The 22,924-nt window shown below is 64.3% G+C and carries 21 protein-coding genes and 1 pseudogene; 11 read left to right on the top strand and 11 right to left on the bottom strand.

Annotated features, from left to right (window positions below; genetic code table 11):
• Positions 1 to 3: 3 nt before the first annotated feature.
• From LB516_RS25155 to LB516_RS25145, 3 genes and pseudogenes are all read right to left on the bottom strand, one after another.
• Entirely contained in the window at positions 4 to 408 is a 405-nt protein-coding gene (locus tag LB516_RS25155) for a GFA family protein (protein WP_224720554.1), read from the bottom strand.
• Positions 409 to 535: 127 nt separating this feature from the next.
• Positions 536 to 1,489, bottom strand: coding sequence for a cation diffusion facilitator family transporter (locus tag LB516_RS25150; RefSeq protein WP_224584126.1), 954 nt, complete (start codon positions 1,487 to 1,489; stop codon positions 536 to 538).
• Positions 1,490 to 1,607: 118 nt separating this feature from the next.
• Positions 1,608 to 2,417 (bottom strand): annotated as a pseudogene (locus LB516_RS25145) (transglutaminase-like domain-containing protein).
• 210 nt (positions 2,418 to 2,627) lie between these two features.
• On the opposite strand from LB516_RS25145, the gene LB516_RS28965 reads away from it, so the two are divergent.
• Positions 2,628 to 2,753: a hypothetical protein gene (locus LB516_RS28965; protein ID WP_015314442.1), complete on the top strand. Its 126-nt coding sequence runs from the start codon at positions 2,628 to 2,630 to the stop codon at positions 2,751 to 2,753.
• A gap of 198 nt (positions 2,754 to 2,951) precedes the next feature.
• Positions 2,952 to 3,266, top strand: coding sequence for a quaternary ammonium compound efflux SMR transporter SugE (gene sugE, locus LB516_RS25140; protein ID WP_015314443.1), 315 nt, complete (start codon positions 2,952 to 2,954; stop codon positions 3,264 to 3,266).
• Positions 3,267 to 3,424: 158 nt separating this feature from the next.
• On the opposite strand, the gene LB516_RS25135 is transcribed toward sugE, so the two are convergent.
• Positions 3,425 to 3,853: a DUF6481 family protein gene (locus LB516_RS25135; protein WP_015314444.1), complete on the bottom strand. Its 429-nt coding sequence runs from the start codon at positions 3,851 to 3,853 to the stop codon at positions 3,425 to 3,427.
• A gap of 335 nt (positions 3,854 to 4,188) precedes the next feature.
• Between LB516_RS25135 and LB516_RS25130 the strand changes: the two genes are divergently transcribed.
• The 5 genes from LB516_RS25130 to LB516_RS25105 all read left to right on the top strand — a co-directional run bounded on the left by LB516_RS25130 (position 4,189) and on the right by LB516_RS25105 (position 9,586).
• Positions 4,189 to 5,250: an LLM class flavin-dependent oxidoreductase gene (locus LB516_RS25130; RefSeq protein ID WP_015314445.1), complete on the top strand. Its 1,062-nt coding sequence runs from the start codon at positions 4,189 to 4,191 to the stop codon at positions 5,248 to 5,250.
• Between the two features lie 393 nt (positions 5,251 to 5,643).
• On the top strand, positions 5,644 to 6,813 hold the full coding sequence (locus LB516_RS25120) for an AI-2E family transporter (protein ID WP_015314446.1): 1,170 nt from the start codon (positions 5,644 to 5,646) through the stop codon (positions 6,811 to 6,813).
• A 70-nt stretch (positions 6,814 to 6,883) separates the two neighbouring features.
• On the top strand, positions 6,884 to 7,717 hold the full coding sequence (locus tag LB516_RS25115; RefSeq protein ID WP_224720553.1) for an arylamine N-acetyltransferase family protein: 834 nt from the start codon (positions 6,884 to 6,886) through the stop codon (positions 7,715 to 7,717).
• Positions 7,714 to 8,715, top strand: a complete 1,002-nt coding sequence (locus tag LB516_RS25110) for an LLM class flavin-dependent oxidoreductase (RefSeq protein ID WP_224720552.1) — start codon at positions 7,714 to 7,716, stop codon at positions 8,713 to 8,715. The genes LB516_RS25115 and LB516_RS25110 overlap by 4 nt, the downstream gene beginning before the upstream one ends.
• A gap of 76 nt (positions 8,716 to 8,791) precedes the next feature.
• Entirely contained in the window at positions 8,792 to 9,586 is a 795-nt protein-coding gene (locus LB516_RS25105; RefSeq protein ID WP_224720551.1) for an inositol monophosphatase family protein, read from the top strand.
• A 47-nt stretch (positions 9,587 to 9,633) separates the two neighbouring features.
• Here LB516_RS25105 and LB516_RS25100 read toward each other — a convergent pair whose 3' ends face one another.
• Positions 9,634 to 10,653 carry a LacI family DNA-binding transcriptional regulator gene (locus LB516_RS25100; RefSeq protein WP_224720550.1) on the bottom strand — a complete coding sequence of 340 codons (1,020 nt, stop codon included), beginning with the start codon at positions 10,651 to 10,653 and terminating at the stop codon, positions 9,634 to 9,636.
• Positions 10,654 to 10,874: 221 nt separating this feature from the next.
• Here LB516_RS25100 and LB516_RS25095 point away from each other — a divergent pair, with 221 nt between their 5' ends.
• From LB516_RS25095 to LB516_RS25085, 3 genes are read left to right on the top strand one after another with little or no spacing between them, the layout of a single operon-like run.
• Complete coding sequence (locus tag LB516_RS25095; protein ID WP_224720549.1) at positions 10,875 to 12,461, top strand: sugar ABC transporter ATP-binding protein; 1,587 nt, start codon at positions 10,875 to 10,877, stop codon at positions 12,459 to 12,461.
• Positions 12,458 to 13,771, top strand: coding sequence for an ABC transporter permease (locus LB516_RS25090; protein WP_140660159.1), 1,314 nt, complete (start codon positions 12,458 to 12,460; stop codon positions 13,769 to 13,771). Before LB516_RS25095 ends, LB516_RS25090 begins: the two co-directional genes overlap by 4 nt.
• Positions 13,768 to 14,736 (top strand): substrate-binding domain-containing protein, encoded by a 969-nt coding sequence (locus LB516_RS25085; protein ID WP_015314453.1) that lies wholly within the window; start codon positions 13,768 to 13,770, stop codon positions 14,734 to 14,736. Before LB516_RS25090 ends, LB516_RS25085 begins: the two co-directional genes overlap by 4 nt.
• A 116-nt stretch (positions 14,737 to 14,852) precedes the next feature.
• Here LB516_RS25085 and LB516_RS25080 read toward each other — a convergent pair whose 3' ends face one another.
• The 6 genes from LB516_RS25080 to LB516_RS25055 are packed head-to-tail and all read right to left on the bottom strand — an operon-like array spanning position 14,853 to position 21,914.
• A complete protein-coding gene (locus tag LB516_RS25080) occupies positions 14,853 to 15,314 on the bottom strand; it encodes a MarR family winged helix-turn-helix transcriptional regulator (protein ID WP_140660160.1) in 462 nt (153 codons plus the stop codon).
• Positions 15,311 to 15,895: an amino acid synthesis family protein gene (locus tag LB516_RS25075; RefSeq protein ID WP_224720548.1), complete on the bottom strand. Its 585-nt coding sequence runs from the start codon at positions 15,893 to 15,895 to the stop codon at positions 15,311 to 15,313. The genes LB516_RS25080 and LB516_RS25075 overlap by 4 nt, the downstream gene beginning before the upstream one ends.
• Entirely contained in the window at positions 15,888 to 16,772 is an 885-nt protein-coding gene (locus LB516_RS25070) for a UPF0280 family protein (RefSeq protein WP_015314458.1), read from the bottom strand. The genes LB516_RS25075 and LB516_RS25070 overlap by 8 nt, the downstream gene beginning before the upstream one ends.
• Positions 16,772 to 18,313: a 6-hydroxynicotinate reductase gene (locus LB516_RS25065; protein ID WP_224720547.1), complete on the bottom strand. Its 1,542-nt coding sequence runs from the start codon at positions 18,311 to 18,313 to the stop codon at positions 16,772 to 16,774. The genes LB516_RS25070 and LB516_RS25065 overlap by 1 nt, the downstream gene beginning before the upstream one ends.
• Positions 18,310 to 21,063 carry a molybdopterin-dependent oxidoreductase gene (locus LB516_RS25060; protein WP_224720546.1) on the bottom strand — a complete coding sequence of 918 codons (2,754 nt, stop codon included), beginning with the start codon at positions 21,061 to 21,063 and terminating at the stop codon, positions 18,310 to 18,312. The genes LB516_RS25065 and LB516_RS25060 overlap by 4 nt, the downstream gene beginning before the upstream one ends.
• Complete coding sequence (locus tag LB516_RS25055) at positions 21,060 to 21,914, bottom strand: FAD binding domain-containing protein (protein WP_224720545.1); 855 nt, start codon at positions 21,912 to 21,914, stop codon at positions 21,060 to 21,062. Before LB516_RS25055 ends, LB516_RS25060 begins: the two co-directional genes overlap by 4 nt.
• Positions 21,915 to 22,259: 345 nt before the next feature.
• Here LB516_RS25055 and pncA point away from each other — a divergent pair, with 345 nt between their 5' ends.
• On the top strand, positions 22,260 to 22,871 hold the full coding sequence (gene pncA / locus LB516_RS25050; protein WP_224720544.1) for a bifunctional nicotinamidase/pyrazinamidase: 612 nt from the start codon (positions 22,260 to 22,262) through the stop codon (positions 22,869 to 22,871).
• Positions 22,872 to 22,924: the final 53 nt, after the last annotated feature.

Raw genomic sequence — 22,924 nt, 5'->3', positions numbered from 1 at the left:
ACGCTACTGCTCTTCGATCGTCGTCATACCCTCGAATTCCGGAAGCCAGTGCAGCGCCGACCGGTGCCATTTCTGGTGTCTCGGGACCAGGTTCTGGCGCTGCCGCGAGGTCCCGACCCTGATCCCATAGACCTTCGGACCGTCGCCGACCGATGTCGCATAGAGATGCGAGCCGCAGTCGGCACAAAAAGCCTGCGTTCGCTTGGCGCCGCTCGCCACGGTCTTGATGTAGATCTTCGGTTCGCCGCTGGTGATCCGGTAGTGATCCTCCGTCGCAGGAACGGTAACGCGAAATGCCGTACCGGTCAGTTGCTGGCAATCGGTACAATGGCAGATCGAGGTCTTTTCCGGGTCGACCTCCGCCTCATAGGTGATGGCGCCACAATGGCAGCCGCCGTCGATCTTCATCGTCATTCCTCCAACATCGATCGGCTGATTTTAGCGGCACGAAGACCCGAGGCAACGGCGGGGCGCTGGTCCAGAGGCCAGAATCCCGAAAAGTGGACCGCGGTGTCGCAAAAGTTCGTACTCGAATCTATCCGGACGCGGATTCGATCAGCTTGCGCCGCTTTTCCCAGGTGCCTGACGTCTGCGGCTTGACGAACAGCCGCGTGATCTCAGGCATCTCCTTCTTCAACCGCGCCTCGATGCGCTCGACACAGGCCTCGATCTCCGGCGCCGACAAATGGTCCTCGAATTCGATGCTCAGGCCGGCAACGATTTCTTCCGGGCCCATATGCACCGTCAGCACACCGTTCGCCCGCTGCACCGCCGGATCCTGCTGGACGATCGCCAGCACCTTCCTCTGCACCTCGGGTGAGGCCGGCTCGCCGATGAGCAGGCCCTTGCTTTCACGCGCCAGGAAGATCGCCGTCGTGCCGAGGATGAGTGAGATGCCGATCGAGGCGGCGCCGTCGAGTTCGGGCATCTTGAAAATCTCCGCAGCCAATATGCCGGCAAAGGCGACGGCCAGGCCGAGAAGGGCTGCACTGTCTTCGAACAGCACCGTGTAGACGCTCGGGTCCTTGCTCGACTGCACGGCTTGCAGCCAGCCCTGCTTGCCCTTCTGCTTGCGGAATTCCTTCAGCGCCACCAGCCAGGAGCTGCCTTCGAACAGGAAGGACAGGCCGAGAACGATGTAGTTCACCCTAGCGTTGGCGACCGGCTCCGGCGCCATGATGTGGATGATGCCCTCGTAGAACGACACGCCGGCGCCCAGCGCGAAGACCAGAAGGGCGACGATGAAGCTCCAGAAATAGAGTTCACGGCCATGGCCGAGCGGGTGCGAGCTGTCCGCGGGGCGTGCCGCCCGGTGCATGCCGTAGAGCAGCAGGCCGCCATTGCCTGTATCGACCAGCGAATGCACGCCTTCCGACAGCATGGCCGAACTGCCGGTGAAAAAGGCGGCGGCGAATTTGGTCAACGCTATGGCGAGATTGCCGGCGAGCGCCGCGTAGATGACCGTTCTGGAGCCGCCGTGTCCAGCCATGCAGGTTCTATCCTCTTCGAGGCAGTGTAGCGGCTCTGCCGCGGAGTTGCACAGCCATCACAACGCGCCAATCGTCGGGTCGTTCAATGTGTTCGAAACCTGCTGGCGGGAAGGCCAGCTATTCCTGGATCTCGTCGGTCCACACTTTGAAGCCCGCAAGCAACCCTGGCCCGAAGATATGGGTTAGCGGCACATCCGCCGCGTCGCGGCCGGAGGCGATCAGGATGCGGCCGATGCGTGGCGCGTTGTTGCGCGGATCGAAAGCGTGCCAGCGGCCGCCGAGATAAACCTCCATCCAGGCGCAGAAATCCATGCTCGCCCAAGGCTTCGGCATGCCGATGTCGCTGATGTAGCCTGTGCAGTAGCGCGTCGGGATATTGAGTGCCCGGCAGAACGTGACGGCAAGATGCGCGAAATCGCGGCACACGCCGCTCCGTTCGCGCTAGGCTTCCGCGGCGGTGCGCGTCACCCGTGCGTTGCCGTAGTCGAAGACGATGTGGTTGTGGACGAAATCGCACACCGCCTGCACGCGAGGGATGCCTAATGGCATATGGCCGAACAGCCGCCAAGCCTCGCTTGCCAAGAGGTCGCTTTCGCAAAACCGGCTGGGCAGCAGGAACAGCAGCGTTTCAGCCGGCAGGTCGCGCACCTCATGCTGCCATGCCATCAACTCGCCCATCTCGAATGTGCCGGAGTCGCGGATCACCGCATCCGTACCGAAAGTGAAACGCCCGGGCGGGGCGACGAGCCGGTTGCACCAGTTGCCGAAACTGTCGCGATAACTCTCAATCGGCACTGGCGGGTTGGAGGTCAGGAAATCCGGGCGCTCAAGATCAGAGGCGCGGGAATAGTGGACACTGAGCATTGCGATGAGCGGTGTTTCCTGCGGAAAGTCGAAGCTCATCTCGCAGCCGATATGGATCCGCATTGTCGTCCTGACCGGCCTGCCTGACGATCACCCGGCGGTGCACGGGTCGATGCTGCAGCGCGAAGACAAGCATGGCATGGACTGCCGGGGTTTACGACCAATTAGAAACCGGTTGAAAGCGGCCTGCCGGCGCTGACAGCAGGCACTCGCCTCTTGCAGTCTGGCGTTTGTCTTGTTTCACTCCGTTTCCCGCAACTGGAGGAACGAATCATGGCTAAAGGTGCGATGAAGGCAGGCAAGGAAGCCCGCAAACCAAAGAAAGACGCCAAGAAGCCTGTAGCCGCTCCGGCCCTGAAGGCGCCGCCGGTCAAGGCGACGAGGATCAAGGAAAAGTAGATATCGCCAAGCGTGCATGGATTTCACCGGCGGCGTCCGACATGCCGCCGGCGAATTGTTGATTGGGCGTTCAGACACCCTATATCGACGGTGCGGGGACGACCTCGCATTTCCCGAAATCCGGTTGGGACGGCCCGCCCATTGTTTGATTGAGCATCCGAAGACCTTTCGGCCGGATGTTCTGGATGGAGCGTTCCGATGCCATGGATTCTTCTGTTCTTCGCCGGCCTGTTCGAAATCGGCTGGGCGATCGGGCTCAAATACACCGACGGCTTCACCAGGCTTGTTCCGACCGTGCTCACGGTCGCGTCGATGATCGTCAGTTTGACCTTGCTTGGCCTGGCGCTAAAGACCCTGCCTGTCGGCACAGCCTATGCGGTGTGGACCGGTATCGGCACCGTCGGCACGGCGCTGCTCGGCGTCTGGCTGCTGGGCGAGCCCGCGACGGCGATCAGGCTCGGCTGCATCGCGTTGATCGTCTGCGGCATCATGGGGCTGAAATTCGCGGCCTGAACGGCCTGTCCACCGGCTGACGCTATCGATCGAGCTGACATCCATGAATCGACATCCCTGGATGCAGGGAGGCTTCCCGTGGGCAACACCGACAAACGCGAAAAAGGGCCGCGCCTTGGCGCGTCCCTCATTCATCATCCATCGAGGCGAGTGCGCTGTTAGCGACCCGTAAAGCCGGGCGGTGTCCTGCCGGTGCGCTGCTTGCGTGCCGCATAGCGTGCGTCGCGCTTTGCCTTGCGCTCGGCTTCATCGGCAAGCAAACGAGCAATACGCTCGTTCTCTTCAGCTTCCCGAAGCTTGGCATCCGCTTGCGCTGCCTCTTCGGCGGCGATGCGCGCAGCTTCGGCTGCTGCCTCACGCTCGGCTTTCTCAATCGCCTCGCGTGCCAGCTTTTCCTGCTTCAGCTTGGCCTTCTCGGCCTCGCGGATCTCACGAGCCGCAAGGATCGCCTTGCGTTCTGCCTGTCGTGCCAGCACCGCGGGATCGTCTGCTGCCGGCTTTGACTTGAAGCGCTCCAGAAGCGCCTTCTTTGCCTCGGTCGCGGCATTGCGCCGCTCGAAAATGTCTTTTTCCCTGTAGATAGCCAAGTCCACTTCCTTGAAGTCTATTCGCGACGCTTACATACGCGCGAAAACCGGGAGTTCAAGCGCCAAAACGGCATGCCAGCCATGAAATTCCGGGATGTTGCACCCGGGAGACGCATTTTCCGCCGAAATCGACATGCACTGTTCACCAGCCAGCCTCTGGCGGCGCGACGGACGCGTCGCTACCTCTGGAGCACGATGCCGAAAAGGGGGAAGCGGTTTTCGGACGATATCATGCTCTATCTATCTCTTCGATTTAGGGTCGGATTCAGATTTCAGGTCGAACAGAGCTAAAATCATCCGACCCTAGCGCAACAATCAACACACTGGACATCCAAATGGAACTCGGTCTCTACACTTTTGCCGATGTGAGCCCTGTGCCGGGTCCCGGCGCCATCGGTCCGCATGAGCGGCTGCGCAACCTGATCGAGGAGATCGAACTTGCCGACCAGGTCGGGCTCGACGTCTTCGGCCTCGGCGAACACCACCGGCCGGACTATGCCGCCTCGGCACCGGTCGTGGCTTTGGCCGCGGCGGCGGAGCGTTCGAAGCGCATCAAGCTGACCAGTGCGGTGACGGTATTGTCCTCCGACGATCCGGTGCGCGTTTTCCAGCAGTTTTCCACGCTCGACCTTCTGTCGGGCGGCCGCGCCGAGATCATGGCTGGGCGAGGTTCGTTCATCGAATCCTTCCCGCTATTCGGCTACAACCTCGAAGACTATGACGAGCTGTTCGCCGAAAAGCTCGACCTGCTGCTGGCCATCCGCGATCAGGTGAAGGTTACCTGGTCGGGTAGGCTGCGCGCGCCGATCAACGATCGCGGCGTCTATCCCAGGCCCTTCCAGGACAGGCTGCCGGTCTGGATCGCCATTGGCGGAACGCCGCAATCGGCCGCTCGGGCGGGCGCGCTCGGCCTGCCGCTGGCGCTTGCCATCATCGGCGGCGAACCGGCGCGCTTCGCGCCGCTGTTCGACCTCTACCGTGAGGCCGCCAAGCGCGCTGGCGGCGATCCGACGGGGTTGGCGACCAGCATCAACGTGCATGGCTTCATCGCCGATACGACCGAGCAGGCGGCGGACGACTTCTACGGCCCCCAGGCCGAGGTGATGAACCGCATCGGCCGTGAGCGCGGCTGGGGTCCGACATCGCGCGCGCATTTCGACCAGTCGCGTGGTCCCGACGGCGCGCTGTTCGTCGGCAATCCGGAGCAGGTGGCGGAAAAGATCGTGACCCAGCACAGGGTGTTCGGTAATGACCGCTTCCTGCTGCAGATGGCGATCGGCACCATGCCGCACGCCAAGATCATGAAGGCGATCGAGCTCTACGGCACCAAGGTGGCGCCGATCGTACGCAAGGAAACCGCGAAATCCGCGCCGACCGTGGCGGCGCCTGTCGCGTGAACTTAAGGAGGCCCGCGAGCCTCATTCCATGAGCCCTGGATGAGGATGCTTATCGCGTTGCCCGGTGTAGGGCCGCATTCATCATCGCGGCATGATGGATTTCGGTCGCCTCGTCGGCTGGGAACAGGCACTCGATGCGCAGTTCCTGGGCGGCGACGGTTTGGGGCGTGCCGACTGGCCTGCTCCCGTGCCAGGCCCGCCAGCTGCCCGGACTCAATTACACGGCATGTAATCGTGGAACGCTCGCAGCCGAGCCGTCGGTCTGAGCTATATTGACGGCGCCCGCTCGGCGGCGGCCACGCCGTCAGTGCCGGCTAACGGAACCTTGAAGCCGCGCTGGCGTTTCCGTCTGCGGATTGCATCAGTTGTGATGTGCCCGCCGAGGGGATCGCGATGAAGGCCGAACCCACCGCTTTGGGCGCAGGCGTTGCCGAAGCCGAAGAATCGCGAGTGGCGGCGCGTGCAGATACGCGTCTCATGCGCTCGTTGCTCATCGGTATCTTCCTGTTCATGACCGTCTATGCGCTCTATTTCGCGCGCGCTTTTTTCATGCCGGTCATCTTGGCCTTCCTGCTGGCGCTGACGCTGACCCCGATCGTGCGGCTACTGCGCAAGCGCGGCATTCCCGAAGTGGTTTCGGCGACGCTTCTGGTGCTTGTGTCCATCTTCGTCTTCGCAAGCGCCGGCTATGTGCTCAGTGGGCCTGTCATCGATCTCATCAACAACACATCGTCCATCGGCCAGCAGCTGACCGAGCGATTGGCGCAGTTGCGACGGCCGCTCGAGAGGATCATGGACATCGCGCACCAGATCGAGGGGCTGACCGAGACATCGCAGGAACCGGGTGTGCAAAAGGTCGCGGTAGCGCAGTCCGGCTTCTTCTCGTCGGCGGCGAGCAACATCCTGTCGGCTGGAACAAGCCTGACCATCATCTTCGTGCTGTCGCTGTTCCTGCTCGCCTCGGGCACAATGTTCTACGAGAAGATCATCCAGTCCTTCGCCAGCCTCACCGAAAAGAAGCGGGCGCTGCGCGTCGTCTACGACGTCGAGCGGGAAATCTCGCACTATCTGCTCACCGTCACCATCATCAACACCGGCCTCGGCACGGTCATCGGCCTCGGCCTGTGGGCGCTCGGCATGCCCAATCCGTTGGTCTGGGGCGCGGCGGCCGCCCTGCTCAATTTCCTGCCCTATGTCGGGGCCATGATCACGCTTGTCCTGGTCACCGTCATCGCGCTCATCACCTTCGACACGATCGCCTATGCGCTGTTGGCGCCTGCTTTCCTGGTTTTGTGCGACATCATCGAAGGCCAGTTCGTGACGCCGATGGTGGTCGGGCGGCGGCTCGAGATCAACGCCGTGGCGATCTTCATCGCCATCGCATTCTGGTCATGGCTGTGGGGCTTCGTCGGCGCGCTGATGGCGGTGCCGCTGCTGGTCGTCGTCAAGGTGTTCTGCGATCATTTCGAGAGCCTCAGCCATGTCGGCAATTTTCTCGCCGCCCAACACACCGCGGTCGTTGAGGACGAAGCCGACGAGCAGGACGCCGCGGCAGCCGGATAACCGGCGCACGGTTTGCGACGGCGGGATCGAATGCCTATATCCGGCCGATCAGTGCCCGGTGCCCTTCCCGATGAACGACGTTCCCTTCGACCTCGACGCCTATTTCGCCCGGATCGGCCATGCCGGTTCCGGGCACGCTTCGCTCGACACGCTGAAGACGCTCCATTTCCTGCATCCGCAGGCGATCCCGTTCGAGAATATGGATCCGTTTCTGGGACGCCCGGTCCGATTGGATGTCGCCTCGCTGCAGGGCAAGATCGTCCTTGGTGGGCGTGGCGGCTATTGCTTCGAGCACAATCTCGTCTTCATGCACGCGCTGAAGGCGCTCGGCTTCAAGGTCGGCGGCCTTGCCGCGCGTGTGCTTTGGGGTCAGAGCGAGGACGCCATCACGGCGCGTAGCCACATGCTTTTGCGCGTCGAGCTTGACGGCCACACCTATATCGCCGACGTCGGATTCGGCGGCCTGACGCTTACGGCGCCGCTGCTGCTGAAGCCCGGCCGGGAACAAAAAACGCCGCACGAGACGTTCCGCATCGTCGAGGCCGGCGATCATTTCCGCCTGCAGGCCTTGATCGGCGGCGACTGGCGCTCGCTATATCGCTTCGACCTGCAGCCGCACTATGAGGTGGACTATTCCGTCGCCAATTACTTCCTGTCGACCAACCCGGCATCGCATTTCCTCACCTCCGTCATAGCGGCCCGCGCCGCGCCCGACCGGCGCTATGCGCTGCGCGGCGATCGCCTATCGATCCATCACGTCGATGGCCGCACCGAGCAGAAGCAGATCGCCACCGCCGCCGAACTTGCCGACACGCTGGAAGGCCAGCTCGGCATCACCATTCCCGACCGCAAGGCCTTCGAGGCCCAGGTGCGCGAGAAGAAGATCGTGGAGACCAGTATATGACCGAACTTTCCGTTCTCGACCTGTCGCCGATCGTCGAAGGCAGCGATGCCTCGCAATCGCTCGCCAATTCGCTCGATCTCGCCCGCCACGCCGAGCGGCTTGGCTACAAGCGCTACTGGCTGGCCGAACATCACAATATGCCGGGGATCGCCAGCGCGGCCACATCGGTCGTCATCGCCCATGTCGCCGGCGGCACCAAAACCATTCGTGTCGGCGCCGGCGGCATCATGCTGCCCAACCATGCGCCGCTGGTGATCGCCGAGCAATTCGGCACGCTCGCCGCCCTGTTTCCCGGCCGCATCGACCTTGGCCTCGGTCGCGCTCCCGGCACCGACATGAACACGGCGCGCGCGCTGCGCCGCAATCTCGAGGCTGGCGCCGACAATTTCCCGCAGGATGTCGTAGAGCTGATGGGCTATTTCCTGCCGGCCGAGGAAGGCCAGCGTGTGCGCGCCGTGCCCGGCGAGGGCCAGACGGTGCCGATCTGGATTCTCGGGTCGAGCCTCTACGGCGCGCAGCTCGCCGCCATGCTCGGCCTGCCCTACGCCTTCGCCTCGCATTTCGCGCCGGCGGAACTCGATCATGCGCTGGACATCTACCGCTCGCGCTTCCAGCCGTCGGAGCAGCTCGAAAAGCCGCATGTCATGCTCGGCCTCAACGTCTTCGCGGCACCCACCGACGCAGAGGCGCGGCTGCTGTTTACCTCGCTGCAGCAGGCCTTCGTCAATCTGCGCACCGGCAGGCCCGGAAAATTGCCGCCCCCGGTCGAGAACTATGACCGGGATCTCGACCCGATGGCCAAGTCCATGCTCAGCCAGGCGCTGTCCTGCGCCGTCGTCGGCTCACCGGAAACAGTCCGGCAAGGCATCGATGCGTTCGTGCGACGCACCGGCGCCGACGAGTTGATGGTCACGGCGCAGATATCAGACCACGCCGCTCGCGTGCGTTCCTTCGAGATTTTGGCCGAGGCGCATAGATCGTTGTCGCAAGCGGCCTGAAACAGGCGGCCTGGAGCTTTTGCCGACGTCGATGCTCTGCTAAGTGCGGGTATCCTTCGCCACAGCGAGCCTTGCCTTGCCCCATGATCTCGATAGACGCGAGCAGTTTGCCATCAACCTGGCGCGGCGCGCCGGCGAACTCGGCCTGAAATATTTCCGCGATCTCGACAGCCTGACCATCGAGAGCAAAGGCCATCAGGACCTGGTCTCGCAGGCCGACCGCGAGGTCGAGCTGTTCATCCGCGCGGCAATCGCCGCCGACTATCCGCAAGACGGCATCATCGGCGAGGAGCACGCCTCGGTCGCCGGCTCGACCGGCCATGCCTGGGTCATAGACCCCATCGACGGCACCGCCAATTTCGTACGCGGCATTCCGGCCTGGTGCGTGGTGATCGCCTGCGCAAGGGATGGCGAGACGATCGTCGGCGTCATCCACGAGCCGTCGACCGGCGAGACCTTCCATGGCAGGCTGGGCGGCGGTGCCTTCGTCAACGGCAGGCCGATCAAAACGAGTGCGGCCACCAGCTTGCAAGAAGGCTCGGTGGGCACCGGCTTCTCAAACCGGGCCGAAGCCGAGAACATCGCCGTGCTGATCAAGAAGATCCTGGCCGAGGGCGGCGTCTTCTTCCGCAACGCGTCAGGCGCGCTAATGCTTGCCTATGTCGCCTCGGGCCGGCTGCTTGGCTATGTGGAGGAACACATGAACCCTTGGGACTGCCTCGCCGGCATGCTGCTGATCGAGGAGGCCGGCGGCACTGTGCTGAAGGCGGATCCGAAGACAGTGCTGCAGAGAGGGACACAGATTATCACCGGCGGCAAAGGCGTCTTTTCGAAGCTGCAGGAACTGTGTTCCGGTGTCTTCACGCCCTGATCAAATCCCGGGAATTGCCCGAAAACCGCTTCACACTTTCGGCATGCTCAGGCGCTCACGCTCTGCACCACTGTCCCCAGCGGGCGGCATGAATTGCGGATCATCAAACGGCCCTTGAGGACGAGCTTGCGCGGCGGCGCGTCCCTGTTGCCGGCGAGACGGTCGAGCAGCAGATTGGCCGCCTGTTCGCCGATCGCCTGCACCGGCTGCGCCACCGTCGTCAGTTGCGGCTGGAACACGTCGGACCAGGGAAAATCGTCGAAGCATGCTACCGAAATGTCCTCCGGACAGGACAGGCCGATGTCGCGGATCGCCTTCATCGTGCCGATCACCATCGGGTTGTTGGCCGAGAAGATGGCGCTTGGCCGGTCATGCAGCGACAGCAGCTGCATGGTTGCGTTGTAGCCGTCGATCTCGTGGAAATTGCCGGAACGAACCAGTTCCTCGGCCACCGGCAAGCCGGCGGCCTGGAGCGCCTCGCAATATCCGGTCATCCGGTCATGCATGGGTGAAATATCCGAGGTGCCGGTAATGTAGCCGATCCGCCGATGGCCGAGATTGATCAGATAGCTGATGGCGTCGAACACCGCGCGCTCGTTGTCGAGAACCACGGCGTCGGTGTCCACGCCCTCGCACAGACGGTCCAGCAACACGACCGGCACATTGGCGTCGACGACGATCCGCTCGAGGATCGCGCCGCCACCGACGCGCGCCACGATCAGCCCGTCGACCATGCGGTCGAGCAGCAGCCTGATCTGGTCGTCCTGGGTGTTCAAATCCTCGTCGGTGCAGCACAGCATGACGGCATAGCCGGCGCGGTCGAAGGCCTGCTGGATCACCGAAACGACGGCGGTGAAGAATGGGTTGGTGATGTGCGGGACGGTCAGCCCGATGGTGCGGGTCGTGCCCATCTTCAGGCTGCGGGCGATGGCGTTGCGCTTGTAGCCGATATCGCGGATTGCCTGTTCGATACGCTGGCTGAGTTCCGGGCTGACGGTCGCCGTGCCGTTGATCAGCGCCGACACGGTGGCGACCGAGACACGCGCGGCCTCCGCCACGTGAAGCATGGTGGGCGCGGTGGATTTGCGCTGTTTTTTTCGCCCTGACGCTGTCATTTTCGAAACGTTTCGTCCCCCCTCTGCCGCCAATACCTACGGAATCCTGTCTTTTTAAGCAAGAATCGAAATGCATCAAACTTCTGGCACCTGATATCGGCTTGACACTATCGAAACGTTTAGATTAGCGTTTGCCTGGAGTTGACGACGACGGAAGGGAGGCCGCCATTGTCATGCAAGAGAGCAGTTCCCCTTCTTCGACGCGCAATGCGGCATCGGATCGGCCGGACATCGTTCTGAGCGCCGAGCACATTTCCAAGAGCTTTGGCGGCATCGCCGCGCTCGTCGATGTCGGCTTCGAACTGCGACGCGGCGAGGTCCATGCCCTGATGGGCGAGAACGGCGCTGGCAAATCGACGCTGATGAAGATCCTCTCCGGCGTCTATACCGGCTATGAAGGCACGGTCAGCGTCGATGGCCGGCCGGTCGGCTTCGCCGGCGTGCGCGACGCCGAGGATGCCGGCATCGCCATCATCCACCAGGAACTCAACCTGGTGCCGGAGCTCAGCGTCGCCGACAACATCTTTCTCGGCCGTGAAAAGCTGATCGCCGGGCTGATCGTCGACCGCAAGGCGAGCAGCCGCGCGGCAAGCGCCCTGCTGCAGCGGCTCGGCATCGAACTCGATCCGGACGCTCGCGTCGGCGCCTTGCGCGTCGGCGAACAGCAGTTGGTCGAGATCGCCAAGGCGCTGTCGATGTCGGCGCGCATCCTGATCATGGACGAGCCGACCTCGGCCCTGTCGCCGGCCGAATGCCAGCGGTTGTTCCGCATCATCGGCCAGCTTGCCGATAGCGGCGTCGCCATCGTCTACATTTCGCACCGCATCGACGAGGTGATGCATCTGGCCGATCGCGTCACCGTCTTCCGTGACGGACGCCATGTGCTGACGCGGCCGATGGCCGAACTCGACGAAAACGCCATCATTTCGGCGATGGTCGGACGGGACCTGCTCGCATCCTCCCAAGGTGAGCGGGATCCCGGCGGCAGGACCGTGCTTTCGGTCAGCGACCTGTCGCTGTCGAAGCCCGACCGCCAGGGCTGGCGGCAGGTGGTCAGCGGCGTCAGCTTCGATCTGACCGCCGGAGAAATCCTCGGTATTGGCGGGCTGCTGGGCTCAGGCCGCACCGAGATCATGGAAGCGATCTTCGGCTCGAGCGACGGCCGTGTCGGCGGTGAGATCCGGCTCGACGGCCAGCCGGTGGATATCCGCTCGCCGCGCGATGCAAGACGCCTCGGCATCGCGCTGGTGACCGAGGACCGCAAGACGCAAGGCCTGCACCTGCAGGCCTCGATATCGGACAATGTGGCGCTGCCGCTGGTCGGCGCGCTGGCGCGCTTCGGCATCCGCTCGCTCGCCGGCGAGCAGGGGCTGGCGCGGCAGGCGGTCAAGGCGCTCGGCATACGCTGCCGCGACATCGACCAGCCCGCCGGCACGCTGTCGGGCGGCAACCAGCAGAAGGTCGTCATCGGCAAGTGGCTGGCGACCAGGCCCAGGGTGCTGTTGCTCGACGAGCCGACACGCGGCATCGATGTCGGCGCCAAGCGCGAAATCTACGACCTCATCTTCCGGCTGGCGCGCGATGGCCTGGCCATCGCCGTCATCAGCTCCGAGCTGCCGGAATTGCTGCATCTTTCCGATCGCATCCTGGTGATGGCCGACGGCCGCCAGACAGGCATCCTTTCGCGCGACGCGGCGAGCGAGGAGGCGATCATGCGCCTCGCTGCACCGCGCCGGACCCTATCGAGACCCGCTGCATGACCGCACTGAAACTCCTGTCCCGCACCAAGCTCTACTGGGGCCTGATCGCCATCTTCCTGATCGGCGTGCTGGGCTCGCCGGTGAGTTCCAAGGGCAACAACATCTTCCTCTCCTACGGCAATCTGCTCGACGTGCTCCGACAGGTATCAACCACCGGGCTGATCGCCACCGGCATGACCGCGGTGATCATCACCGGCGGCATCGACCTTTCCGTCGGTTCGCTGATGGCCATCTGCTCGGTGGTGTGCGCCATGCTGCTGACGGTTCCGGGCGTGACGCCCGGTGTCGTGCTCGGCGTGCCGACCGTCGCGCTGGTCGCGCTGTGCCTCGGCTTCGTCGTCACGCGCTTCATCTTCCTCAATGTGGAGAAGTCCCGCGCCGGCGCGGATGCCGCCGTTCGCGATGTCAGGCTGGACACCGTTCGCGGGCTGGTCACGCCGGCAACCGTCGGCGTCGTCCTGTGCTGTCTTTCGCTGTGGTACCTGTTGCCGCAGATCGAGCCCAAATTCGGCGTTCTCGGCGTGCTGCTGGTGGCGCCCTGCGTCGGCCTGCTGTTCGGCGCCATCAACGGTTTCATCATCGTTGGCGGGCGGCTGCAGCCGTTCATCGTCACGCTGGCAATGATGGTGACGGCGCTCGGCATCGCCCGGCTCACCGCCGGCCAGAACAATGCCGTGCTGCCGGTCTATACCGGTTCCAACGCAACCGCCGATTTCGAGCTGCTGCGCTCGCTGGTGTTCGGCGTCATCCCGATGCCCGGCCTGTTCTTCCTCGGCGCCATTGTCATCTATGGCGCGGTGCTGCGCTTCACGCCCTTCGGCCGCTATGTCTATGCGATCGGCGGCAACGAGGAGGCGGCCAGGCTCTCCGGCATCGCCGCCGGCCGCGTCAAGATCGCCACCTATGCCATATCAGGCCTGCTCGCCGGAATCGCCGCGGTGCTCTACGTGGCGCAGTACCGGCAAGGCAAGCCGGATGCCGGCGCCGGGCTGGAACTCGACGCCATCGCGGCCGTGGTCATCGGCGGCACCAGCCTGATGGGCGGGCGCGGCAGCCTGACAGGCACCTTCTGCGGCGTGCTGATCTTCGGGCTGCTGTCCAACATATTGCAGCTCCACAACATCAATTCGAACCTTCAGCTGGTGCTGAAGGGGATGATCATCATCGGCACCGTGCTCGTGCAGGAGCGCAATGCCGGCGATCTCATGGCCTATCTGCGCCTGCCCGGGGCGGCGCACAAGGAAACGGCCGCCGCAAAACGGCCGTCGCAAGAGACACCGTCTCTCAATCTCGGAGGAAACAAGAAATGAAACGACGTGACATGCTGAAGCTTGCCGCACTCGGCGCGGCACTGCTGACCACCACGGCACTGCTCTCCACCGGCCATGCCTTCGCCCAGGACAAGAAGTGGAAGATCGGCTTTTCGCAGGTGACCACCATCGAGCCCTGGCGCGCCCAGTTCAACAAGGACATCATTGCCGAGGCCGCCAAGCATCCGGAGGTCGAGCTGATCATCACCGACGGCGAGGACAAGACGGAGAAACAGGTCGCCGACGTCGAGAACCTGATCCGCCAGGAAGTCGACGCGCTGCTGGTCTCGCCGAAAGAATCCGCCGGCCTGACCGGCGTCGTGCAGCAGGCGATCGACGCCAAGATCCCGGTCTTCGTGCTCGACCGCAATGTCGACACCAAGGACTACACGCAGTTCGTCGGCGGCGACAACAAGCTGATCGGCCGCGCGGCCGGCGAATACGCCGTCGAACTGCTCGGCGGCAAGGGCAAGGCAGCGGGCAATGTCGTCGAGATCTGGGGCGGCATGGGCACCCAGCCGGCGCATGACCGCCATGACGGCTTCCATGAATTCACCGACAAGGAGCCGGGCATCAAATATTTGCTCGACCAGCAGTCGGGTGACTGGAAGCAGGACCAGGCCTACAATCTGATGGCCAACGCGCTGAAGACCAACGAGAAGATCGATCTCGTCTACGGCCACAACGACCCGATGGCCTACGGCGCCTATCTGGCCGCCAAGGATGTCGGCCGCGAGAAGGACATCAAGTTCATCGGCATCGACGGCCTGCCCAACGAAGGCGTGCAGATGGTGAACAAGGGCGAGCTGACGGCGACCTTCACCTATGTCACCCCAGGCGCGGAAGGCTTGCGCCAGGCGATCAAGTTCCTCAACGGCGAGAAGGTGGAAAAGACCATCACCTTGCCGACGCAGAAGATCACCAAGGAAAACGCCGCCCAAGTGCTGAAGGACAACGGCCTGTGAGTTTTCGCAGGAGATAAGCGCCGGCCCAAGGTCCAGGTTCTTCGTCCGAGGGACAGCTTGGCACCTTCCTCTCCCCCGTCGATCGGGGGAGAGGAAAGGACTTCGCCGCCGCCGCTCTACGCCAGCTTCGCCAGCAGCTTCATGAAGGTGGCGATTTCCTTGTTCGTGAGCGGCGCCAGCGTTTCCTGTGTGATTTCCCGGGCAAGCGGGATCAGCCGCTCGATCGCGTCGCGACCCTCGGCCGTCAGATTGACCAGCAGCCGCCTTTTGTCGACCTCATGCCGGGACAGCTCGACCAGGCCACGCGCCTTCAGCCGGTCGATGACGCCCTTCACCGTCGCGGCATCCATGGCGATCAACGTGCCAAGCTGGTTCTGCGAGGTCTCGCCGACATCGCGCAGCTTGGCCAGTGCGGCGAATTGCGGCGGCGTCAGATCGGCGATACGGGCGGCGAAGATCGAGACATGGCGCTGGTGCGCCTTGCGCAGGATGAAGCCGACCTGTTCCTGCAGGAGGTAGTCGTGATCGTCGGCCTCTTCGGTCTCGACCAGCTTGAGCAGGTTGTCCTCGCCGCTCACCGCAGCCCGTCCCAGGCTTTTATGTCATCCGCAGCGAGGCCACCCATGCGGTTGTGGACGCGCGGGCCGCAGGTCATGGCGAGGCAGAACAGGATCTCGTCAGGACGCGGGCCGTCGCTGATGCCGACCTCCATGGCGTCGAAATGGCTGCGCACATAGGCGGCGTTGATGTGGCCGAGCGGTACGTCGAGCTTTGATCCGAAAGCGCCGACCTTCTTGGCCGAGGGCACGATCGCCTTGGCATCGCCCAGCCGCTCGCGCATCGCGTAACCGCCGGGTACATGCCATAGCGCGCCGTGTTCCAGCTCGCCGGAGCTGCCGACAATGGCGCCCTTGCCGTAGCCGTCGATCTGTTTCACGTCGCCGCCGAGCGCCGCGATCAGCCGGTCGGCAAGCAGCAGGCCGAGCGGCTTCAGATCGTCCATGGCGCTCTGCAGCTCCTCGACATAGCGCCCGGCGAAAGGGTTCTTGACCACCGCCATGGCGGCGGCACGCCGGCGCGGCACCGCCGCGACCGGTCCGCCGTCGTGAAAAATCTCTTCGCTCAGCACCGCGATCTTGCGGATCGGAAACTCAGGCATGGGCAACTTCCTCCGGTTCATGCTTGTTGGGCGGGCCGAGTGCAACGGAGCCGCTGATACGGGCCTCCCCACCAAGAAACAGCGCCGATGCGGCAATCAGGCCGCGCCGCCGAAAATCTTCGGCGACGGCGAGGCCATTGTCCAGCGCCCGCGCCACCTCGCCAGAGGCAAGCGTGCCGACGCCTTGTGTCACCAGCCGTGCGCCAAGATCGCTGTCGGGCGACAGGTCGCTTGCGGGAGTGCGCCTGATGGCGGGATTGCCGGGCAGGTCGACGGCGTTGGCGATAAGCGTCGCCGCCGCATCTGCCTCGGCGCCGGTGCGCGCGAGCACGGTGACGGCATCGGCAATGCCAAGCGAGAAGGAGCGGCCACGCCAGCCGCTGGTTGCGACACCACGCACCCCATCTTGCGCGCGGATCGTGATCCGGTCGGCCATGCCGTTGCCGGTCCCGGCGACCGCCAAGCCAATCGACGTGGCCTTGTCGAGATGAAGGGCACTGTCGCCGCCATTGTTGACATAGGCGCGGTCGAGCTTGCGGCCGGCAAGCAACGCGGCAAGCATTTCGTCGGCTACCGATCCGGCGACGGCGGCCATCGGCGTGATGAAGCATTCCGCCAGGGGCATGACGGCTGCTTCCATGCGGCGCGCCGTCGGGCCGGTGAAGGTTCGCGGCGCCAAGAAAAATGCCGGGAGGCGCAGTTCGGGAAGCTCCTCGACCAACTCGATCAGGATCGTCTGGAAGCGCGCGACGGCTTGGGCATAGGCGGCGCGACACTCGTCAGCCTCGCCAAAGGCCTCGACGATCAGGTCGATCGGCCCATGGTTGAGATGCAGCCGCTTGCCATCCTGCAGCCAATGCGCTTGCGGGCCCTCCATCAGCCGGCCCCATCCGAGCCCGCGCGGCGCAACTGCGCCAGCGGCGGCCATGGATTGCTGGCCAGGGCACCCGTGCCGCGCCGGGGATTGAGGTACTCCCCGCCCTTGGCGACAATATCCGCGACGCTGCGGATTTCGGCCTCGTAGCCGCCAAGCCTGACATAGTCGTCGCGGCGCAGCGTGAACTCGATCGGCGCCACGAGCGCCGGCGTCGGCACATAGCCGAAGGCGCCTGGCGGAACCCTGGTGACATCGACCATCAGCGTGATGCCGCCACCCGGCCAGACATAGACCGGCGCGCCGCCGACGGTGACGTAGGTTTTCAGGCCTTGCACGGAACGGGTGAGATTGACCGGGTTTTCGGTGACGCCGGCACGCAGTGAGCCGCCGGCGCCGCCGATGAACAGCACGGTGCACAAAGCCGGCTCGCAATTGTCCTCGATCAGGTGGACCGATTTTCGCAGCCGCTCCGGAAACGGTTTTTCGACCGGTTTCAAGTCGTCGTCGAGCTCGTAATAGGCGAACTGCTCGCCGGTGGTCGAAACCATCAGCAGCGACAGGCCCGGCCGCGCGCCCTTCTTGGCGTTCCATTCGCCGAGGATCGACAGCGGATCTGAAATGCTGGTGCCTCCCCAGCCGAGGCCGGGCTCGGAGACCTTGAAATAGCGGCCCGGTGTCGAGCGGCGGCCGACGATCTTGATCCCGGTATCCTGCCAGCCCAGCACCTTGCCGGCCTGGTGTTCGGAAACGACGCCGGTAATGTGGTCGTCGACCACCACCACCTCGTCGACCAGCCCGCGCCATTGCGTGGCGAACATGCCGATGGTGGCCGAGCCGCAGCCGACGCGCATGCGATGTTCCTGCTTGCCGTCGATGACGGGTGGTTTGCCGGCTTCGACAATGACCGTGGCGCCGCCGTCGATGGTGAGTTCCACCGGTTTGCGGTTGCACAGGTTGAGCAGCGCATCGCAGGTGGCGCGGCCTTCCGCCTTGGAGCCGCCGGTCAGATGATGCACGCCGCCCAGCGACAGCATCTGCGAGCCATATTCTCCCGTCGTGACATGGCCGATGGCTTCGCCCTCAGCCCGCACAACAGCTGTTTCGGGTCCGATATGACGGTCGGTATCGATCTTCACCTTGACGCCGCAATAGGAGAAGATGCCTTCGGTCACCACGGTGACGAGATCGACGCCTTCCACTTCCTGGCTGACGATGAAGGGAGCGGGCTTGTAGTCGGGATAGGTTGTGCCGGCGCCGATTGCGGTGACGAAGCGGCGGCCGGTGTTGATGAGTTCGCCATTCCACTGCTCGCCCTCGGCGACAAAGGGGACAATGGCGGCCCCGGTCTCGGCCGCATGGTCGAGGATGGTCAGCGGGTCCATGCGCACGATGCGGCCCGCGATATTGCCATAGCGGTCGCAGGCGCCGGTGCGTCCGTCAGCGATGTAGCACATGACGGGACAGGCGTCGCAGCGGATCTTTTCCGCCACCAGCTTTTCGCCGGGATCATGGGTTTCGAAACGCTCGGCAAGCTCGCTCATGCGCGTGCCTCCTTCTCGCGGATGGCTGCCAGGATGCGGCTTGGCGTTGCCGGCACTTTGGTGACCAGCACGCCGGTGGCGTGGCGAATGGCATTGAGGATCGCCGGCGCCGTCGGGATCAGCACGTGCTCGCCCAGGCCCTTGGCGCCGAACGGCCCTTCGGGATCGGGCACCTCGACAAGGATGGTCTCGATCGGCGGCACGTCGCCGATGGTCGGGATGAGATAGTCATGCAAATTCTCGGTGCGGCCGGGGATGTATTCTTCCATCAGTGCCATGCCGATGCCTTGCGCGATACCGCCCTCGATCTGGCCCTCGACCAGCAGCGGGTTGATCGCCTTGCCGACGTCATGCGCGGCGATGATCCTGACCAGCCTGACCGTGCCGAGCCTGAGGTCGACCTCAAGTTCGGCGATCTGCGCGCCATAGCCATAGACCGCATAGGGTTTGCCCTGGCCCTTGGCATCGAGCGGCAGCGTCGGCGGGTCGTAGGTCTCCTCGGCACGGAAGACCAAGCCGTCCGTATCCACGCCGAGCGCGGCAAGATCGATGCTTCGTGTCGCCTCGCCTTCGCGGATGACGATCGCCGGGCCATCCAGTTCAAGCGAAGCCTTGTCCGAGACATTGGCAAAGCGCAGGATCTTCTCGCGCAGGGCGCGTCCCGCCTTCTCGGCCGCCTTGCCGGTGACGAAGGTCTGGCGCGAGGCCGAGGTCTTCCCTGCGTCGGGACTGATCGCCGTATCGGCGCTCTTCAGCCGGAATTTTTCCAGCGGCAGGCCGAGCGCGTCGGCGCAGATCTGCGTGATGACGGTGTTGGACCCTTGGCCGATATCGACCGCGCCCTGATGCAGGATGACCGCGCCGTCAGCCGCGATGCCGACCCGGATGGTCGACGGATTGGGTAGCGAGGTGTTGCCGCAGCCATACCAGCACGAAGCGATGCCGACGCCGCGTTTCCTGTCCAGGTTGGCGCTGTTAAAAGCGTCGGCATCGGCTGTCGCCCGCGCCCAATGCGGTCGCAACGCTTCGAGGCATTCGGCGATGCCGACTCCGGACTCCAGGACCTGCCCGGTAACCGTTTCGGATCCGTTCCGAAGGCAGTTCTTCAGCCGGAAATCGAGCCGATCGATACCGAGTTTGCCGGCGAGCTCGTCATAGAGCGTCTCTTGCATGATCGTCGCCTGAGGCACACCGAAGCCACGGAAGGCGCCGGCAATCGGCCCATTTGTGTGGATGGCGCGGCCCTCGGCGCGGTAATTCGGCGTGAAATAAGGACCGGAGGCATGCACCGGCACGCGGTTGGCGACCGTCGGCCCCCAGCTCGCATAGGCGCCGGTGTTGAAATCGCCTTCGAAGATCATACCGGTGACATGGCCCTCGGCATCCGCGCCGACGGAGGCCTTCATCCGCGCCGGATGGCGCTTGGTGGTCGACATCATGGATTCGTTGCGGGTGTAGGCGAGGGCCGCTGGCCGCCCGGTCTTCAGCGCGACAAGGCCGATCAGCGGCTGCAGGGAAACGTCGAGCTTGGAGCCAAAGCCACCGCCGGTCGCGGTCGGCACGATGCGCACCTTGTCGACGGCAAGGCCGAGCACTTTCGCCGTGTCGTCACGATCCATGTAAGGCGCCTGCGTACAGGCGACGACGACGAGCGTGTCGCCGTCGAGATATGCATAGCCGGCTTCCGGCTCGATATAGGCGTGCTCGACATAGGAGGTGTCGATCGCATCGCTCGCGGTGAACGCCGCATCGGCAAGTGCCGACTCGGGATCGCCGCGTTCGACGAAGCCCTTGGTCAGCAAATTGGCCGGGCGGTTTTCATGGATCAGCGCCGCACCTTCGGCCTGCGCATCGCCGGGCTGGAGAACATGCGGCAGTTCGATCCAGCGGACAGGGAAATCCGACAGATCGAGATCTAGGATCGCCTCGCGCTCGCCGGCGACCAGCGCGACAGCCTCGCCGCGAAGCCGGGCAAAGCCCTCGGCCAACGCCGGCTGGTCGGCGAACGGGCCGATAACGCCGAAACAGTTTTTTCCCGGGATATCGGCTGCCGTGAAAACGCCCGTGATACCGGAATGGCTGCTTGCCCAGCCATCGATGTCGCCGAAGGCGAAGCCGGCATGATGATGCGGCGAGCGGATTACCAGCACCGCAAGCGCTTCGGCCGGAAAGGAATCGCCGCCGAATTTCTCGGCACCGGTCACCTTTGGCACACCGTCGAGCCTGACCGGCGACGCGCCGATGGCGTGGCCGGACCGAGGCAGACGGAAGTCCAGGCTCGCGGTCTGGAGGGAAGCCTCCATCACCGCGGTGATGATCTTGCGGTAGCCGGTGCAGCGGCAGAGGATGCCGCCCAACGCATCCTGCACCTCGGTCTCGGTCGGCCTGGGTTTCGTGTCCAGCAGCGCTGACGCCGCGACCAGCAGCGCCGGCGTGCAGATGCCGCATTGCGCGGCGCCATGCGCCAGGAACGAGGCTTGCAGCGCCGACAGGCGCCCATTGGCGAGGCCCTCGACCGTCGTCACCATAGTGCCGGAAGCAGAGGCCGCCGACATCAGGCAGGCGCAGACGGGAGCGCCGTCGACCAGCACCGTGCAGGCGCCGCAGTCGCCGGCGTCGCAGCCGACCTTTGTTCCGGTCAGCCGCAATTCGTCACGTAGCACCGAGGACAGCCGGCGCAGCGGCGGCACGTTGACCGAGACGGCGGCGCCATTGACCGCGAAGGCGATATCGGCGCGTTCCATGCTCATGCGGCCACCTTGTCGTCCGTAGGCTTGCCCGCGGCCTCAAGGGCGGCGCGCGCAACGATTTCGCGCACCGCGTCGAGCCTGTATTCGGCGCTGCCGCGCACGTCGGCGATCGGCTGCAGCTCAGCCATCGGCGCAGACCTGACCGCGGCAACAAGCCCGGCGTCCAGGGGAAGCCCGCGCAGCGCCGCCTCGACACCGGCAAGCCGCCTCGCCACGGCGGAACACGAGCCGACGGCGACGGCCGCCTGCGCGACGGTGCCATTCTCGGCAACCAGACGCACCGCCACCATGGCAATGGAAATAACGAGATAGCGCCGCGCCCCGAGCTTGACGAAGGCCGATGTGCCGGCGGGCTTCGGCACGTGGATGGCCGTCAGCATCTCGCCAGGCCGCAAGGCCGTACGGCGGTTGCCGAGGATGAACGCCGACAAGGGCAGATGGCGCGTCGCCGTCGCCGAGCGCAGCTCGACCTCGGCATCAAGGACCAGCAGCCCCGGCACACCGTCGGCGGCCGGCGAGGCGTTGCAGAGATTGCCGGCGACCGAGGCGACGTTCTGGATTTGTGGTGAACCCACTTCCCGCGCGGCCTGTTTCAGCGCATCAAAGGCCGGCGGCAACGGATGGCGGATGATGTCGGTCCATGTCGTGCGCGCGCCGATGATCCAGTGGCTGCCGGTCTCGGCGATACCGCGCAGCGCTGTCAGGCCGTTGATGTCGAGGACATTGTCACGAAACGGTTTGCTGCCCTGCGCCGGATAGAAATCCGTACCGCCGGCAAGGATACGCCAAGCGCCCCCGCCAAGCAGCGCGAGCGCCTCGTCGACCGTGGTGGGTTTCGCGTAACGGATCACGCTTTCCTTCCCAATAAGGTGGGCCTTCCCAATAAGGTGGGGCTTCCCGATAAAATGGGCTTTGCCCGAAACTGGCCCTCCCGAGGCACTTGCCTAGGGAAAGTCTTTACCGGCTTTGACCGGCAAATTCATTCGTATGCAAATGATATCAAGACGGCGGAAATTGTCAAAGCCAGAGTTTGCGCCGGCATCCGTCCGGCTGGCATCGCCACGCATTTGTTATGCCGCTGGAGGTTGACGCGGACCGCCATCTGGTCAAGTTTCTCCTCCAGTCGCGCCAGCGGCTTTTTCTTTCGCCGGGTGCCTCGTTCGGAGCCCGACCCCAGCCTGACAGGAAGGAAGCCCATGGCCGAAGCGCTCGTTGTCATCGACCTGCAGAACGACTTTTGCCCGGGCGGCGCGCTGGCCGTTGCCGGCGGGGACGAGATCGTGCCGCTGGTCAATGACATGGTCCGGCGAACAGACCATGTCGTGCTGACACAGGACTGGCACCCCGCCGGCCATTCCAGCTTCGCCTCCAGCCATCCTGGGTCGCAGCCCTATTCGACGATCGAGATGCCCTATGGTCAGCAGACGCTTTGGCCGGACCATTGCATCCAGGGCAGTCTCGGCTCGGATTTCCATTCCGGACTTGCCTGGACCAAGGCCGAACTCGTCATCCGCAAAGGCTTTCGCCCGGCCATCGACAGCTATTCCGCCTTCTTCGAGAATGATCATGCGACGCCCACGGGGCTCGCCGGCTATCTGCGGGAGCGCGGCATCGACACACTGACCCTGGTCGGCCTGGCGACCGATTTCTGCGTCGCCTTCTCGGCGCTGGACGCGGTCAAACAAGGGTTTAGAACCACGGTCAGGCTCGATGCCTGCCGTGGCATCGATCTCAACGGATCGCTCGAGACAATGCTGGCGAAGATGCGCGATGCCGGCGTGACGCTCGAAGATCGCACTTCGGGCTGACTCGTGGGGGGTAGAAGGGGATACTTGCCGATAGCGACCGGGGCGGGCGGCGC

Origin of the sequence: Mesorhizobium sp. CO1-1-7 (assembly GCF_020164885.1) — a bacterium.
GTDB classification, from domain to species: Bacteria; Pseudomonadota; Alphaproteobacteria; order Rhizobiales; family Rhizobiaceae; genus Mesorhizobium; species Mesorhizobium australicum.
Note: the sequence above shows the minus strand (reverse complement) of the source record. Positions and strands in the feature narration are given on the sequence as shown.

What these genes read in the sequence shown, in the direction of transcription:
- LB516_RS25155 (WP_224720554.1), bottom strand. Translation starts at nt 408, where the DNA reads ATGAAGATCGACGGCGGCTGCCATTGTGGCGCCATCACCTATGAGGCG.
- LB516_RS25150 (WP_224584126.1), bottom strand. Translation starts at nt 1,489, where the DNA reads ATGGCTGGACACGGCGGCTCCAGAACGGTCATCTACGCGGCGCTCGCC.
- LB516_RS28965 (WP_015314442.1), top strand. Translation starts at nt 2,628, where the DNA reads ATGGCTAAAGGTGCGATGAAGGCAGGCAAGGAAGCCCGCAAACCAAAG.
- sugE (WP_015314443.1), top strand. Translation starts at nt 2,952, where the DNA reads ATGCCATGGATTCTTCTGTTCTTCGCCGGCCTGTTCGAAATCGGCTGG.
- LB516_RS25130 (WP_015314445.1), top strand. Translation starts at nt 4,189, where the DNA reads ATGGAACTCGGTCTCTACACTTTTGCCGATGTGAGCCCTGTGCCGGGT.
- LB516_RS25120 (WP_015314446.1), top strand. Translation starts at nt 5,644, where the DNA reads ATGAAGGCCGAACCCACCGCTTTGGGCGCAGGCGTTGCCGAAGCCGAA.
- LB516_RS25115 (WP_224720553.1), top strand. Translation starts at nt 6,884, where the DNA reads ATGAACGACGTTCCCTTCGACCTCGACGCCTATTTCGCCCGGATCGGC.
- LB516_RS25110 (WP_224720552.1), top strand. Translation starts at nt 7,714, where the DNA reads ATGACCGAACTTTCCGTTCTCGACCTGTCGCCGATCGTCGAAGGCAGC.
- LB516_RS25100 (WP_224720550.1), bottom strand. Translation starts at nt 10,653, where the DNA reads ATGCTTCACGTGGCGGAGGCCGCGCGTGTCTCGGTCGCCACCGTGTCG.
- LB516_RS25095 (WP_224720549.1), top strand. Translation starts at nt 10,875, where the DNA reads ATGCAAGAGAGCAGTTCCCCTTCTTCGACGCGCAATGCGGCATCGGAT.
- LB516_RS25090 (WP_140660159.1), top strand. Translation starts at nt 12,458, where the DNA reads ATGACCGCACTGAAACTCCTGTCCCGCACCAAGCTCTACTGGGGCCTG.
- LB516_RS25085 (WP_015314453.1), top strand. Translation starts at nt 13,768, where the DNA reads ATGAAACGACGTGACATGCTGAAGCTTGCCGCACTCGGCGCGGCACTG.
- LB516_RS25075 (WP_224720548.1), bottom strand. Translation starts at nt 15,895, where the DNA reads ATGCCTGAGTTTCCGATCCGCAAGATCGCGGTGCTGAGCGAAGAGATT.
- LB516_RS25070 (WP_015314458.1), bottom strand. Translation starts at nt 16,772, where the DNA reads ATGGAGGGCCCGCAAGCGCATTGGCTGCAGGATGGCAAGCGGCTGCAT.
- LB516_RS25065 (WP_224720547.1), bottom strand. Translation starts at nt 18,313, where the DNA reads ATGAGCGAGCTTGCCGAGCGTTTCGAAACCCATGATCCCGGCGAAAAG.
- LB516_RS25060 (WP_224720546.1), bottom strand. Translation starts at nt 21,063, where the DNA reads ATGAGCATGGAACGCGCCGATATCGCCTTCGCGGTCAATGGCGCCGCC.
- pncA (WP_224720544.1), top strand. Translation starts at nt 22,260, where the DNA reads ATGGCCGAAGCGCTCGTTGTCATCGACCTGCAGAACGACTTTTGCCCG.